General features: G+C 62.3%; 11 protein-coding genes and 1 pseudogene. 7 read left to right on the top strand and 5 right to left on the bottom strand.

Features of this window, described 5'->3' with window-relative positions; all coding sequences use genetic code 11:
• The 4 genes and pseudogenes from ABD819_RS21540 to ABD819_RS10080 form a co-directional block, all read left to right on the top strand.
• Positions 1-107: pseudogene (locus ABD819_RS21540) on the top strand (IS982 family transposase); the annotation flags it as partial.
• Between the two features lie 591 nt (positions 108-698).
• Entirely contained in the window at positions 699-2,375 is a 1,677-nt protein-coding gene (locus ABD819_RS10090) for a S41 family peptidase (RefSeq protein WP_345123733.1), read from the top strand.
• A 190-nt stretch (positions 2,376-2,565) separates the two neighbouring features.
• Positions 2,566-3,771 (top strand): homogentisate 1,2-dioxygenase, encoded by a 1,206-nt coding sequence (locus ABD819_RS10085; protein ID WP_345123731.1) that lies wholly within the window; start codon positions 2,566-2,568, stop codon positions 3,769-3,771.
• 73 nt (positions 3,772-3,844) lie between these two features.
• Positions 3,845-4,372, top strand: a complete 528-nt coding sequence (locus tag ABD819_RS10080; RefSeq protein ID WP_345123729.1) for a hypothetical protein — start codon at positions 3,845-3,847, stop codon at positions 4,370-4,372.
• 79 nt (positions 4,373-4,451) lie between these two features.
• On the opposite strand, the gene ABD819_RS10075 is transcribed toward ABD819_RS10080, so the two are convergent.
• From ABD819_RS10075 to ABD819_RS10060, 4 genes are all read right to left on the bottom strand, one after another.
• Positions 4,452-5,189, bottom strand: a complete 738-nt coding sequence (locus tag ABD819_RS10075) for a hypothetical protein (RefSeq protein WP_345123727.1) — start codon at positions 5,187-5,189, stop codon at positions 4,452-4,454.
• Between the two features lie 145 nt (positions 5,190-5,334).
• Positions 5,335-6,066, bottom strand: coding sequence for a hypothetical protein (locus ABD819_RS10070; RefSeq protein ID WP_345123724.1), 732 nt, complete (start codon positions 6,064-6,066; stop codon positions 5,335-5,337).
• A gap of 312 nt (positions 6,067-6,378) precedes the next feature.
• Positions 6,379-7,941 carry a hydroxymethylglutaryl-CoA reductase gene (locus tag ABD819_RS10065; RefSeq protein WP_345123722.1) on the bottom strand — a complete coding sequence of 521 codons (1,563 nt, stop codon included), beginning with the start codon at positions 7,939-7,941 and terminating at the stop codon, positions 6,379-6,381.
• Between the two features lie 103 nt (positions 7,942-8,044).
• Entirely contained in the window at positions 8,045-8,761 is a 717-nt protein-coding gene (locus tag ABD819_RS10060) for an energy transducer TonB (protein ID WP_345123720.1), read from the bottom strand.
• Between the two features lie 367 nt (positions 8,762-9,128).
• On the opposite strand from ABD819_RS10060, the gene ABD819_RS10055 reads away from it, so the two are divergent.
• Together ABD819_RS10055 and ABD819_RS10050 are read left to right on the top strand one after the other, a co-directional pair.
• Positions 9,129-9,944 (top strand): phytanoyl-CoA dioxygenase family protein, encoded by an 816-nt coding sequence (locus tag ABD819_RS10055; RefSeq protein WP_345123718.1) that lies wholly within the window; start codon positions 9,129-9,131, stop codon positions 9,942-9,944.
• Positions 9,945-10,102: 158 nt separating this feature from the next.
• Positions 10,103-10,885, top strand: coding sequence for an SDR family NAD(P)-dependent oxidoreductase (locus ABD819_RS10050; RefSeq protein ID WP_345123716.1), 783 nt, complete (start codon positions 10,103-10,105; stop codon positions 10,883-10,885).
• Between the two features lie 39 nt (positions 10,886-10,924).
• On the opposite strand, the gene ABD819_RS10045 is transcribed toward ABD819_RS10050, so the two are convergent.
• The gene (locus tag ABD819_RS10045) at positions 10,925-11,563 is read right to left on the bottom strand and encodes a phosphatase PAP2-related protein (protein ID WP_345123714.1); all 639 of its coding nucleotides are present in this window, start codon (positions 11,561-11,563) and stop codon (positions 10,925-10,927) included.
• A 199-nt stretch (positions 11,564-11,762) separates the two neighbouring features.
• On the opposite strand from ABD819_RS10045, the gene ABD819_RS10040 reads away from it, so the two are divergent.
• Positions 11,763-13,079 carry an amidohydrolase gene (locus ABD819_RS10040; protein WP_345123713.1) on the top strand — a complete coding sequence of 439 codons (1,317 nt, stop codon included), beginning with the start codon at positions 11,763-11,765 and terminating at the stop codon, positions 13,077-13,079.
• The last annotated feature ends 121 nt before the right edge of the window (positions 13,080-13,200 follow it).

The raw sequence follows: 13,200 nt of genomic DNA, 5'->3' as shown, positions 1-13,200 counted from the left end.
TCACGGCCCGCTTTCCCAAGCAAATTCATGCCGTTACGGCCCAAGGTTTCTTCCTCAAAATCGTCCTCTTCATCTTTGTGCACGCCCTCGACCAAGCCGGCATATAGTCCGCAACTTGGGTTAAGTAAGTAATAATAGTAGGGGAAGGGCTGGTCTGTTTCAGACCAGCCCTTTCTTTGTTTGGCAGTGGTCTAATATCGGGTGATGAGGTAGGAACGCGCCATGGCGCGTTCTCCGCCTGCACGAGTCCGACGCGGTTGTTCAACGACTGAACGCGCCGTGGCGCATTCCTACTGCACGTTGCTGTAGACCACTGCCCTTTTTTGACACGGTACTTGTGGCTGGTAGTCAGTGGTATCAATCCAGGTGCTTGCACGCATCGTATCTGCCGGGGCTTCAGAAGCAGTGGCGGGGCCAACGATTTTACCCGCCGTGCAAATGGTCGCGTTGGGCTAAAAGCCGGCATTGTTTTCTGAAAAAAATCATAGATTGCGTGAGGTTTTAACGTATTTCAGCAGGTAGTTTATAATTGTAATATGCCGGTAACAAAGTCGTATTATAGCCTTTTTAAGATAAACTCTTGCATTGCTGCAAGAAATAGTGCAATGGGCATTCTTTTAACCACTTAGCCGGAAAAGTTTCAATAAATTTGAGGTTGAATCAGCTCTCTTCTATACGCTACTATTTCTACCCAGTTCATGCCCGTTTCATCGCCCGCTGCCCCGGAAATTGGTCGGCCCGCTACTGCCTGGTGGCGGCGCGGCTGGCTGCGGCAAACGGCTTTGCTGCTGCTGGCTATGAGTTGCGGGGTGCTGGTAGCGAATAATCCGTTCCGGCCCTCGTCCGAAAACCCCGATGCCACGGCCCGCGGCTACCTGCGCTTCAAGGAAATTCTGAGCTACGTGGACCGCGACTACGCCGATTCCGTCGATACGGAGGGCCTGGCCGATTACGCCGTGGTGCAGATGCTGGAAAAGCTCGACCCGCACTCGGTGTACATCCCGGCCCGCGACCGCGAGAAAACCGACTCCTTCCTGCAAAGCGACTACGACGGCGTGGGCATCGAGTTCAACCTCTTTCGCGATACCATGACCGTGGTGGCCCCGCTCAGCGGTGGCCCGGCCGAGCAGGCCGGCGTGCAGCCCGGCGACCAGATTCTGAGCCTGGGCGGCAAGCGGGTGTCGGGGGCGCGCCTCACCACGGCCCGCCTCACCGAGCTGCTGCGGGGCCCCCGCGGCAGCAGCGTGGTGCTGGAGCTGCGCCGCCGCCATCAGCCGCGTCCGCTCAGCCTGAGCATTGCCCGCAGCCGCATTCCCAACACTTCAGTCGATGCGGCTTACCTGGTCGACGAGCAGACCGGTTACATCAAAGTGAGCCGCTTTGCTTCGAATACTTACGATGAATTTAAGGCCGCGCTGGCCGATTTGCGCCGGCAGGGCCTCACCCGCCTCGTGCTGGACCTGCGCGGCAACCCCGGCGGCTATCTCGACCGCGCCACCCGCCTGGCCGACGAGTTCATCGCCGGCTCGCGCAAAATCGTGTACACCGACGGCAAGGGCGAGCAGTACGACTCCCAGACCTACGCCCGGGTGGCCGGCGAGTTTGAAGAAGGAGCCCTGGTGGTGCTGGTGGACGAGGGCAGCGCTTCGGCCGCCGAAGTAGTGGCCGGCGCGCTGCAGGACCACGACCGCGCCCTGCTGGTGGGCCGCCGCACCTTCGGCAAAGGCCTGGTGCAGCAGCCCATCGCCCTGAGCGACGGTGGCGAGCTGCGCCTCACCATTGCCCGCTACTACACGCCAGCCGGCCGCTCCATCCAGAAACCCTACGGGGCCAACTACGCCGAATACAGCGCCGAGCTCACCGGCCGCTCGGCCCGGGGCGAGCTGCAATCGGCCGACAGCGTACATTTTGCCAAAGCGCTGCGTTTTCGCACCGACCACGGCCGCACGGTGTACGGCGGGGGCGGCATCATGCCCGACATATTCGTGCCCCGCGATACGCTGGCCCACTCGGCCTATTACACCCGGCTGCTGAGCCGCGGCGTGGCCCGGGCCTTTGCCCTGAACTTCTACCAGGGCCACAAAGCCGAACTGGAGGGGTTGCGCTTCGAGCAGTTCAACGCCACTTTCCGCATCACGGATGCGCAGCTGGTGAGCCTGGCCGCCCAGGCTGCTCAGGTGGGCGTGAACACTGACGTAGCCGCCGTGCGCCGCTGCGCGCCGCTGCTGCGCAACCTGCTCAAGGCCTTCATTGCCCGCAGTGCCTACGGGCCGGTGGCCTACTACACGGTGCTGCGCGAGCAGGACCCGGAATTGCAGCGCGCCCTGCACGCCGTGAACGACAGCACCGCCCAGCTGGCCCTGCTGGGGAAGTAGAACGAGTACCGCGAAATTTCATTTCGCCCCCGCCCGACACCCGAACGATGGGCGAACTATGCGGGGGCAAACCGAACGATGGGCGAGCTGCGCGGGGGCAAACGGAACGACGGGCGAGCTGCGCGGGGGCGAAATGAAATTTCGCGGTACTCGTTCTTACCTTCACGGTCCTAATCCCACCCCTTGTATTATGGCTTATTACCACCGCCTCGGCCAGATTCCGCGCAAGCGCCACACCCAGTTTCGCCAGCCCGACGGCACGCTGTATTCGGAGCAGCTGGTGGGCACGCAGGGTTTTCACGGCGTGTCGTCGCTGCTCTACCACGTGCATCCGCCCACCCAAATCAAGCACGTGGGCACGCCCCGGCCGTATTCGCCCAAGCTGCTGAAAGACCGGCCGCTCCAGCCCGAGCACCTGCGCACGCTGGCCCAGACCAGCACCGGCGGCGACTACCTGACCGCCCGCCAAACCCTGCTCGGCAACGCCGACGTGACGATGAGCATCTGCAATCCCACGGACAAGCGGATGGATTATTTCTACAAAAATGCCCAAGCCGACGAAGTGATTTTCGTGCACGAAGGCCGGGGTGAATTGTGGAGCCAGATGGGCAAAGTGGCTTTCGAGCCCGGCGACTACGTGGTGGTGCCGCGCACGGTCATTCATCAGCTGCACTTTGAGGAAGGCCCGGTGCGGCTGATGATTGTGGAGTCGTTCAGCCCCGTGGAAACGGTGCGGCGCTACCGCAACCATTTCGGCCAGTTGCTGGAGCATTCGCCCTATTGTGAGCGCGATATCCGCCCGCCGTCGGAGCTGATTCTGGATGACCTGCCCGAGGGCGACTACGTGGTGCACGTCAAGAAAGAAGGCCTGCTGCACGAGCTGACCTACGCGCATTCGCCTTTCGACGTGGTGGGCTGGGACGGCTATTTCTACCCCTACGCCTTCAGTATTCACGATTTTGAGCCGATAACCGGCCGCCTGCACCAGCCACCGCCCGTGCACCAGACGTTTGAGGGGCACAACTACGTCATCTGCTCCTTCGTGCCGCGTCTGTTCGACTATCACCCGCTCAGCATTCCGGCGCCCTACAACCACGCCAACGTCGATTCGGACGAGGTGCTCTATTATGTGGCCGGCAATTTCATGTCGCGCAAAGGCGTCGATTTGGCCTCGTTCACCTGGCATCCCACCGGCCTGCCGCACGGCCCGCACCCCGGCACCGTGGAAGCCAGCATCGGCAAAAAAGAAACCCACGAGCTGGCCGTGATGGTCGACACGTTTCGCCCGCTCTACCTCACCGAGGCGGCACTGCCCTACGTGGACGGCCGCTACCCCATGAGCTGGAACCCCGGTTTCGTGCCCGACCCGCCCCGGGCGGCCGACATGATGGACTAAGGCGCGGCTGCCTTCGACCAGGAACCAATGGCCCGACCTTTGCTGTCTCAACCCAATAATCGATTGATATTTTATGAAAAAAGCCCTCTTTTTGGTGCCACTGGCACTGTTTCTCGTATTCACCGGCTGCAAGAAAATCGAGCAGCTGCTCACTTTCTACATCGAAGACAGCCAAAGCATTCGTATTCCGGCCACGCCGCTGTTCGGCTCGGTGGTGGCGCTTACGCCGCTCACGGTGGCCACTAAGTCGGAGGATTCGTTCAAAAACAACAACACCCGCGCCGACCTGGTGAAGGATGTGAGCCTGAATAAATTGTCGCTCACCATCACCGACCCCAGCGGGCAGAATTTCGATTTTCTCCAGAAAATTGAAATCTTCATCAGCACCAACGCCAACGACCAAATTAGAATGGCCTACCTCGACCAGGTGCCACGCGGCGTTAGCAGCATCGACCTGATTTCGACCAACGCCAAGCTGGATAGCTACCTGAAGTCGTCCAGCTATACGCTCACCACCAAGGTGACCACCGGCCAGGCCGTTGCCCGCGAAATCACCGTGCGGGCCGACTCGCGCTTCAAAGTCACCGCCGACCCGCTCTAGCGCCAGCGCGCAACGGCACAAAAAAGCCGGCCCGGAAGGGTCGGCTTTTTTTGTTTTTACTGAGGAACCGCGGGCCGGGCTATTTCACCACCGCCACCCGGTTGTAGTGGTCGATGATGCGCGCCACTTCGGTGGGCTGGTCGAAGTGCAGGCGTTGGGCGTCGGCGAAGGTGCGCATGTCGGCGGCGCGCTTACCGAACAGGCGCAGCACGGCGGCCTGGTTCAGGTCGAGGGGATGCAAGGGCTCTTCGGGGGCATTGCCGGCACCCGCCAGCAGCAGGGGCGCAAAGGAGAGCCGGCCCGCCGTGGCATCGGCCCCCGAGGCGTAGAGCCAGGCCAGCAGCAGCGGGCCGGCATCGACGGCGGTGAGCACCTCCACGAAATCGCGGCGGGTGCCGGCGCTGCCTTCCTTCACCAGGCGCGGGCGGAAGCGGCGCACGGGCGGCGTGCCGGGCCCATCGGCGGTGCCGAGGTCGAAGCCGCGCAGGCTGCCCACGGGCCACAAGTGCGTCGAGTCGGTATCAATCGAGTCCTGGGCTTCGATGAGGTGCGAGCCGGCGTGGAAGCGCAGGCCCGGCACGGGGCGGTAGCGGCCGTCGAAGGTGCGCAGGGCACCAGGCTGAAAACTGCCATCGCCAAAGAAGCCGCTGGTATGCTTGGTCAGCTCTGCCCGCAGGGTAGTGCTTTGGGGCTTGCTGTTGGCCTGGTGATAAATGGTGCGGGCCTCGGCCTGGTCGCGGGCAGCTTGCGCCAGTGCCTGGATGGGCCGTCCTCCCAGCAGCAGAATCAGCGTAATAACGTAGTAGGAATGCTTCACTAATAATTGGGAATGAGAACGTGAGGGCAAAGGGGTATCAAAAATACGATAACATTGGCGGTAAGCCGGTAGTGGCGGGCGCATTTTCAATCTTCATGCCAGGCCGCCCAGCCACGAGCCCCCGACAATCAAAAGCAGAAAGAAACTAATTCAACGATAGAGAATTATAGTGCTTCACCATGCGCAGCACCTGCGCCAGGTCGGTGTAGGCGAGGTTTTCGCGGGCGGCAAATTGGGCTACTTGCGGGGCGCGGGTGCCAAACAGCCGCAGCACACTACGCTCGTTGAGCGTGAGGGGGCGCAACGGCTCGGCGCTCCCGTTGCCGGGGCCGGCCAGTACGGTCTGGTTGATTTCGGTGAGGGCCTTCCTGACTTCCGTGCGCAACACGGGGTGCAGCTCCAAATCGGTGTGGTGGTAGGTGTGCCGCACGCCCAGCCGCAGCGGGGCGGCATCGGCGGTCAGCATTTCCACGAAGGTGAGGACGCGGCCCCCATCGCGCACGTAGGAGCTGCGAAAGTGGCGCGCATCGGGGCCCCGGCCCAGGTAAAAGCCGTCGAGGCTGCCGGGCGGCCACAGGTGGCTGCCGGTCGAGTCCTGGGCTTCGAGCAGGTTCAGGGCCACGTTGTAGCGCAGGGCGGGCACCCGCACCCGGCGCTGGTTGGCCAGTACCAGCGTGCCGGGCTGGTCGATGGACACCAGGTAGGAATCCGGCGACTCCGTCAGCTCCTTCGCGCGGCGGGCGAGGGCGTTAGGCGAGTTGGCATTCAGGTAAAGCGCGGCACTGATATCGTACAGGTCGCGTCCGGTCTGGGCCCGGGCCGGGCTGGCTAGCAGGGCCAGCCCGAGGCCCAGCCCAGTCACAAATCGGGTCAGCATGGTTGGGTTGTAGGGAAAGCTGTGGGCGGGTGGGCCCTTAGAGCAGTTTCCAAGTCCATGTACAGCGTTAAAAGTTGAGAGTTAAAAGTTAAAAATCAGACGTATTGGGTTTTAACTCTCAACTTTTAACTATTTTCAAAAATGTACACTGACTCGGAAACTGCTATAATGGCTATTTAAGGCGGTGAGGCGGGGTACCCCGAATTTCCAATCCGGCCCGGCTGGGGCGGCAGAACGACCGTGCTATACTGCGCACACGGGCCAAAATGCGCGGACGGGCCGAATTGGAAATTCGGGGTACTCGTGCCGGGCTTAGCGGTTGCGGCCGTACTGCTCGTGGCTGCTCACCCAGTCGGAGCTGCTGATGGCCGCGCCCAGGCTGAGCTCGCCGGCCAGCACCACGCCGGCCACTATTTCGGCAAACTTGCGCACCGTGCCCCGGCCCACGCAGCCCAGCATTTGCAGGCATTCGTTTTGGGTAGCCAGGCTGGTGCCGCCGCCGTGCGTGGCCACGATGAGCGAGGGAATGGTGATGCTGATGTAGAGGTCGCCGTCCTTGTTGACTTCCGAATACAGGATGCCGGCGCTCGACTCGCTCACGTTGGCTACGTCCTGGCCGGTGGCGATGAACATGGCCGTGATGCCGTTGGCCGAGTGCGCGCCGTTGTTGTTGGCCCCCGAAATGAAGGCTCCCACGTTGCTCACCTGCCCGTGGTAGGCCAGCTGCTCGGGCGTCACGCGCATGCGCTGCATCAGCACGTCGCGCTTCACCACGGCCTCGGCCACCACGCGCTTGCCCCGGGTGCGCATCACGTTGATTTGCGAGGCTTTTTTGTCGGTGGCGAAGTTCGATTCGAGGTAAAAATGCTCAACCTTCGCGCCCTTGTAATGCTCCAGAATCCAGGAGCAGGCCGCGAAAGTGGCCCGGCCCACCATGTTTTGCCCGGCCGCGTCGCCGGTGCTGAAGTTGAAGCGCAGGTAGGCAAACTTGTTGCTCAAGTACGTGTCGATGTATTGCAGCTTGGCCACGCTCGACGTGCTTTCGGCCTGGGGCCGAATCTGGTCGATGTTCTCCTCTACCCACAGGCCGAAGTCGCGCGCCCCCCGGGCATCGTCAAACACGAATACCGGGGCCCGCTGCATGGCATCGCCAATCACGGTGCATTTCACGCCGCCGCACAGGTTGAGCAGCTGAATGCCGCGGTTGTAACTGGCCACCAGCGTGCCCTCGGTGGTGGCCATCGGAATCAGGAAATCACCCTGGGCGTGCTCGCCGTTCACGGTAAGCGGCCCGGCCAGGCCCACCGGAATCTGGGCCACGCCCATGAAATGCTCGCAGTTGCCCTGCAGCTGGTGGGCATCGAAGGAGTAGTGCTTGAGGTGTTTGAATTCTTTGCCCGAAAACTGCTCGGCGAAGCGCTGCCGGGCCGCGATGGCGGCTTCGGAATAGTCGTCTTCCTCGGAGCGCGGAATGCGGGGCTTGGTATTGGCCACGCTCACGATGGCGTCTTCCACCTCCACGTGCAGGTCGCCGAAGGCATCGGTCGAAAACCAGACCTGCACCGCGTGAATGCCCTCCACCAGCGGCGGCGCGTCGAGCAGAATCATCAGGGAGCGGCCCACGGGCAGCTCAATGGCCTGCCCGTCGGCGTCGATGTCGGCGGCGGCCCGGTACTCCCCGTTGCCCAAATCAACCCTGATTTTCTCGGCCGGAATCACCAAATCGCCAATCTGCACCTGCCGGAACCCGGTGATGGTCACCGTGTCGAGCCGGTTTTTGATGCTGAAAGCCACGCCCGCGTCCTGGGGCAGGTTGTGCAGGCTGCCGCGCGTGTACAGCAGCTTGAGGAGCATGGGGCTGGGAGTAAAGACCATTATGGGGAGGGCGGGGGTTAGGTGATGAGATGCAGAAGGGTGAAGGTGGGGAATTTTGGCCGGAATGCATGAAAAATAGCGCGTTTCCGGTTGCCCCAAGTAATTATTTCAATTTGAAGGTAATGGGTAGCGTCATGCTGACTGAAACGGGTAGCCCGTTTTGTAGTCCGGGCTCGAAAGGTGGCAAGGCGCGTACTACCTGCAACACGGCCTCATCAAACCGGGAGTTAAAGCTTTTAAGAATCTCGGCATTTCGCACCAAGCCATCGGAACCCACGCTGAAACTCACGAAAAGCCGACCTTCTGCTAATACGATTTTGCCATTTTCCTGTGGCCAAATCACTTGTTGCTGGATGTATTGTATCAGCTCGCGGTTGCCACCACCCTGGAAGACGGGCATCATTTCCATAATGCTACCATAAACTCTGTTCGGGTTTTCGTCGGGCGGCAGTGGGGCACGTCGCCTGGAGGCCAGCGGTTTTTGCTGCTTCTGAGCCGGCTGCCGCACCTGCGCCAGCGCCTCGTGCGCCGTCAGGCCCTGGCCCAGCACCAGTACCAGCGCCAGCAGAAACCAGCGCAGCCGCCGCGTCAGGGGCGGCGGGGCCATGGTTTGGGTTCGCCGGAAGCTGCCGCACACCCGCCCGTCGGGCGCGGCGGCGCGGGCGGCGGCCAGGTCGGCCACCGGGTTAGGGCTCTGGCTGAAATCCTGCACCACGCGCTGGCAGCTGCCGCAGAAGTGCCCTTTTTCGTGCGCCTCAAAAGCGGCCGGACTTACCGGACAGGGCTGCAGGGCGGCATTGAAGGTTGGCAACAGGAGCATGGCAGGGCGGGAAAGAGGCGGAATGGGCTGAAAATATACATGCTTTTGGCTTTCTGACTCATGCTTCGGGCCAATTGCTTCGTCTGGTTGCAGCCCTCAATTTTGGCTGTCGACAGCAACCCAAGCGGAGAAATCAAGTCCTTTAGTGGCACCGAATAAAGTATAGTAAGGCCCTGGTCGCTGGCTCCGAAACGTTCATAATCTGTTCACTTGGCTCAAGCGTATTTAGTTCTTTCGAAACCCTCACGTAACGGCTTGGTTATAGCCCCCGCGCTGGACTTCGCCCGTGCATCACTGGCAGGGGCTAGGCCAGACGTGTTACCTTTGTGTGCTGCCAGGAATACCTGCCAGCCGCCACTTTTCTGTTATGGCCCTATCCTCTGACTACCCCCGCTTTACGCTTGGCAGCGCCCTTACCGCCGAGCAAAAGGCTTTTTTTGCTAAATATGGTTTCCTCCACTTTCGTCCCTTCGCGTCGCCCGAGGTTGTGCGGCAAATCCTGAGTGCTACGCAGGAAGTGCAGGCCAGCTGGCTGGCCGCGGGCGTGGAGAAAGTAAATGGCGTGCCCATCAAGTACGGCCATGACGTGGACGGCTCCCCCATCGTGCAGCGCTTCGCTTTTGCCTCGCAGCACCACCCCGTGCTGCACGAACTGCTTCAGGATGAACGTTTCAAAGCCCTCTTTCCCTTGCTCGAAGCCGAAGGCGGCCGGGTGGGCGAAAACGAAAAGGATGGCCTCGTGGTGAACCACTACGTGAACGTGGAAGGCTCCGAGTTTTCGCAGATGGGCTGGCACACCGACTCGCTGCGCGACGTGTTCTACGGCAAGCGCATCGGCCCGATGCTGAACGTGGGCCTGCACCTCGACGGCACCAAGGCCACCAACGGCGGCCTGCGCATTATTCCCAGCACCCACCGCCAGGGCCTGCACAAGATGCTGTTTCGCAAGAAATACTACAAGGACGTGTTCTACGACCCCAACGAAATAGCCATCGAAACCGAGCCCGGCGACCTCACCGTGCACGACGGCCGCATGTGGCACCGCGTGGCCCAGTCGCCGCTCACCGGCGCGGCCAGCCGCCGCCGCGTGATGTACGTGCCCATCATCGCGGGCAAGTACCAGCCGAAAAGTGAGGCCAGCCCCACGCCATTCTACCTGCGCTTCCTGCACCTGGTTAAATAGACCGGGCAGAGAAAAAAGAACGTCATGCTGAGCGGAGTCGAAGCATCTCGCGTGCAGCAGTAATTCAATTGATTGAGTCACTACTCCGAGCGAGATGCTTCGGCTCCGCTCAGCATGACGTTTTAGGAGTAAATCAATTAATCTTTTTCAATCTAGACATGGCCTACGCTCTCGTTACCGGCGCTTCGCGTGGCATTGGCCGCGCCATCGCCCTCCAGCTCGCCCAGCGCGGCTACGACCTGCTCCTCGTGGCGCGGTCCGAAGACCAGCTCACAGTCCTGGCGCTGGAAATCGGCACCCGGTATAAGCGCCAGGCGCGCGTGCTGGCCACCGACCTGGCCGTCCCCGCCGCCGCCGAAACCGTGGCCGCCTGGGCCACCCAGCAAACCGACCAACTGGCCGTCCTCGTCAACAACGCCGGCTATGGCCTCTGGGGCCGTTTCGAGCAGCTTGGTCTGGCTGAGCAGCAGAACATGCTCCAGCTGAACATGCACCTGCCCGTGGCCCTCACCCACGCCCTGCTGCCCGCCCTGCACCAGGCCCCCAAAGGCTATGTGCTGAACGTGGCCAGCACCGCCGCCTACCAGGCCGTGCCCTCGCTGGCCCTTTACGCGGCCAGCAAGGCGTTTCTGCTGAGTTTCAGCCGCGGCCTGCGCTACGAGCTGAAAACCAGCAACGTGTCGGTAACCTGCATCAGCCCCGGGGCCACCACCACCAGCTTCGCCGACCGCGCCGGCATGGGCGCCGAGCTGCAAGCCACCGCCAACAAAGTATCGATGACCGCCGAGGCCGTGGCCGAGGCTGCCGTAACCGGTATGCTGGCCGGCGAGGCCGAAATCATCCCCGGCGTGCTCAATAAGGTGTCGGCCGGCCTCACCAGCCTGGTGCCCAAGGGCCTAGTGGAGAAGATTGCGGCCGGGATTTACGAGAAGTATTTGTAGGGAAAGCCCGTCATTGCGAGCGGAGCGGAGCAATGACGGCTACTGCCGCGTGACCCGCCCCGCCAGCCAGTACGCGCCCCAGGCGAAAAACGGCGCGGCCAGCACGTCGTACGAGTAATGCACGCGCTGCACCAGCACCAGCAGGCCCACGGCCCCGGTGAGCAGGCCCAGCGCCGTGCGCCAGCGGCGGCCCCGGCCGGCCAGCGCCAGCAGCGCCATGGTGGCGGTGTGGCCCGAGAAAAATAAGTCGCGCACGATGGGCTGGGTCGTCACCGCGAAGAGGTGGTCCATCACCGGGTCGTGCAGTGGGAGCAGGGTAGAGGGGGGCTCCAGCGGCAGCAGCCACAGCGTGGCCATGCGCAGCAATTGCAGGAGATAATAGGCCCACAGCGCCCGCAGCAGCAATTGCGGCCGGGGCAGTAGGTAGGCCAGCGTGGCCGCGATGGCCCCGTAAATCAGTGCGAACGTGGGCACCGACACGTCGTGCGCTGGCAGCAGCGCCAACAGCGGGTCGGCCAGCAGCTGGCCGGGGCGCGACTGGATAAAATGGTAGAAGCCCGGCACCACCGGCAGCAAGCCCAGCAGCAGCGCCGCTATCAGGCCCAGCCGGAGCCGGAAGCTGGTCTGTGCCCAGGCCTGGGGCCACTTCTGCGGCTTCCCAGATTCTGCGTGTGGCACAGTGGCAGCGGTGGGTGCAGCGAAGGATTTCAGGAGAGTGGCCACAACAACGACGGTAGAAACTGTTTGAGAGCTAAAGCAAAGCGCAAAAATACGCCACCGACTGAACAGTAGCGCGCTACTTGGTAGCCCTGGCGTAACATTGCTGCCCAACGGCTCCCTGTCGGGCTTGCCCGCTCTCACCAATCCTGTTATCCTCATGCGAATTCTAACTGCGGCCCTGCCCGCCGGCCTGCTGCTGGCCCTGGCCAGCCCCGCCGCCCACGCCCAAAACGCCGCCCTCAACGCCCGTATCGCCCAACTGGCCACCCAGGAAGAGCCCAAAGTCATTGCCTGGCGGCGCGACATCCACGAGCACCCCGAGCTGGGCAACCAGGAAACCCGCACCGCCGCCCTCATCGCCGCGCACCTCAAAAAACTGGGCATTGAAGTGCAGACCGGCGTAGCCCGCACCGGCGTGGTGGGCGTGCTGCGCGGCGGCAAGCCCGGCCCCGTGGTGGCCCTGCGCGCCGATATGGACGGCCTGCCCCTCACCGAAGCCAACGAGCTGGCCTTCGCCTCCAAAGTCAAAACTACCTACCTGGGCCAGCCCGTGGGTGTGATGCACGCCTGCGGCCACGACACCCACGTAGCCATGCTCATGGGCGCGGCCGAGGTGCTGAGCCAGGTGAAAGCCGACTTGCCGGGCACCGTTAAGTTCATCTTCCAGCCTGCCGAGGAAGGCTCGCTGCCCGGCGTGGAAGGCGGCGCCAAGCTCATGGTGAAGGAAGGCGTGCTCGACAAGCCCAGGGTCGATGCCGTGTTCGGCGTGCACATCAATGCCCAGACCGAAGTGGGCAACCTGGCCTACCGCTCGGGCGGCGAAATGGCATCCTCCGACCGGTTTGCCATCAAAATACTCGGCAAAGGTTCGCACGGGGCCTACCCCTGGAACAGCGTGGACCCGGTGGTGACGGCCGCCCAGATTATTATGGGCCTGCAAACCATCGTGAGCCGGCAGGTGAAGCTGATTGACGACGCGGCCGTGGTCACGGTGGGCACCATCAACGGCGGCGTGCGCTACAACGTCATTCCGCCCGACGTGGAGCTGACGGGCACCATCCGGGCGCTGAACCCCGAGGTGCAGAAGCAAATCTGGGCCTCCGTCCGGCGCATTGCCACCAATATTGCCGAGAGCGCCGGGGCCACCGCCGAGGTCACCATCGAGCCCTATGTGCCCGTGACCACCAACGACCCCGCCCTCACGGCCCGCATGCTGCCCACGCTGCAGGCGGCCGCCGGCGCGGCCCACGTGCGCGAAATCAAGGCCGTGACCGGGGCCGAGGATTTCTCCTTTTACCAGGAAAAAGTGCCGGGGCTGTTCCTCTTCGTGGGCGGTATGACCAAGGGGCAGGACCCAGCCACCACCGCCGACCACCACACGGCCGGCTTCCGCATCGATGAGAGCGGCCTCACGCTGGGCGTGAAGACCTTAGCAACGCTTACTGCCGACTACCTGAGCGCGGGCAAGCCCTAGCAAGAATTGCACCAAAGGCGGCATTCTGATTTAAGGAATACTTCAATTGGCGGTAATGCAATTTAGCCTTCATCAGTTGTTCATGAAACGTGCAAAATTCGGTCTTTTTCGATTGATTTTG

Source organism: Hymenobacter antarcticus, from assembly GCF_039539545.1.
In the GTDB taxonomy this organism is placed as follows: Bacteria; Bacteroidota; Bacteroidia; order Cytophagales; family Hymenobacteraceae; genus Hymenobacter; species Hymenobacter antarcticus.
Note: the sequence above shows the minus strand (reverse complement) of the source record. Positions and strands in the feature narration are given on the sequence as shown.

What these genes read in the sequence shown, in the direction of transcription:
- ABD819_RS10090 (WP_345123733.1), top strand. Translation starts at nt 699, where the DNA reads ATGCCCGTTTCATCGCCCGCTGCCCCGGAAATTGGTCGGCCCGCTACT.
- ABD819_RS10085 (WP_345123731.1), top strand. Translation starts at nt 2,566, where the DNA reads ATGGCTTATTACCACCGCCTCGGCCAGATTCCGCGCAAGCGCCACACC.
- ABD819_RS10080 (WP_345123729.1), top strand. Translation starts at nt 3,845, where the DNA reads ATGAAAAAAGCCCTCTTTTTGGTGCCACTGGCACTGTTTCTCGTATTC.
- ABD819_RS10070 (WP_345123724.1), bottom strand. Translation starts at nt 6,066, where the DNA reads ATGCTGACCCGATTTGTGACTGGGCTGGGCCTCGGGCTGGCCCTGCTA.
- ABD819_RS10065 (WP_345123722.1), bottom strand. Translation starts at nt 7,941, where the DNA reads ATGGTCTTTACTCCCAGCCCCATGCTCCTCAAGCTGCTGTACACGCGC.
- ABD819_RS10060 (WP_345123720.1), bottom strand. Translation starts at nt 8,761, where the DNA reads ATGCTCCTGTTGCCAACCTTCAATGCCGCCCTGCAGCCCTGTCCGGTA.
- ABD819_RS10055 (WP_345123718.1), top strand. Translation starts at nt 9,129, where the DNA reads ATGGCCCTATCCTCTGACTACCCCCGCTTTACGCTTGGCAGCGCCCTT.
- ABD819_RS10050 (WP_345123716.1), top strand. Translation starts at nt 10,103, where the DNA reads ATGGCCTACGCTCTCGTTACCGGCGCTTCGCGTGGCATTGGCCGCGCC.
- ABD819_RS10040 (WP_345123713.1), top strand. Translation starts at nt 11,763, where the DNA reads ATGCGAATTCTAACTGCGGCCCTGCCCGCCGGCCTGCTGCTGGCCCTG.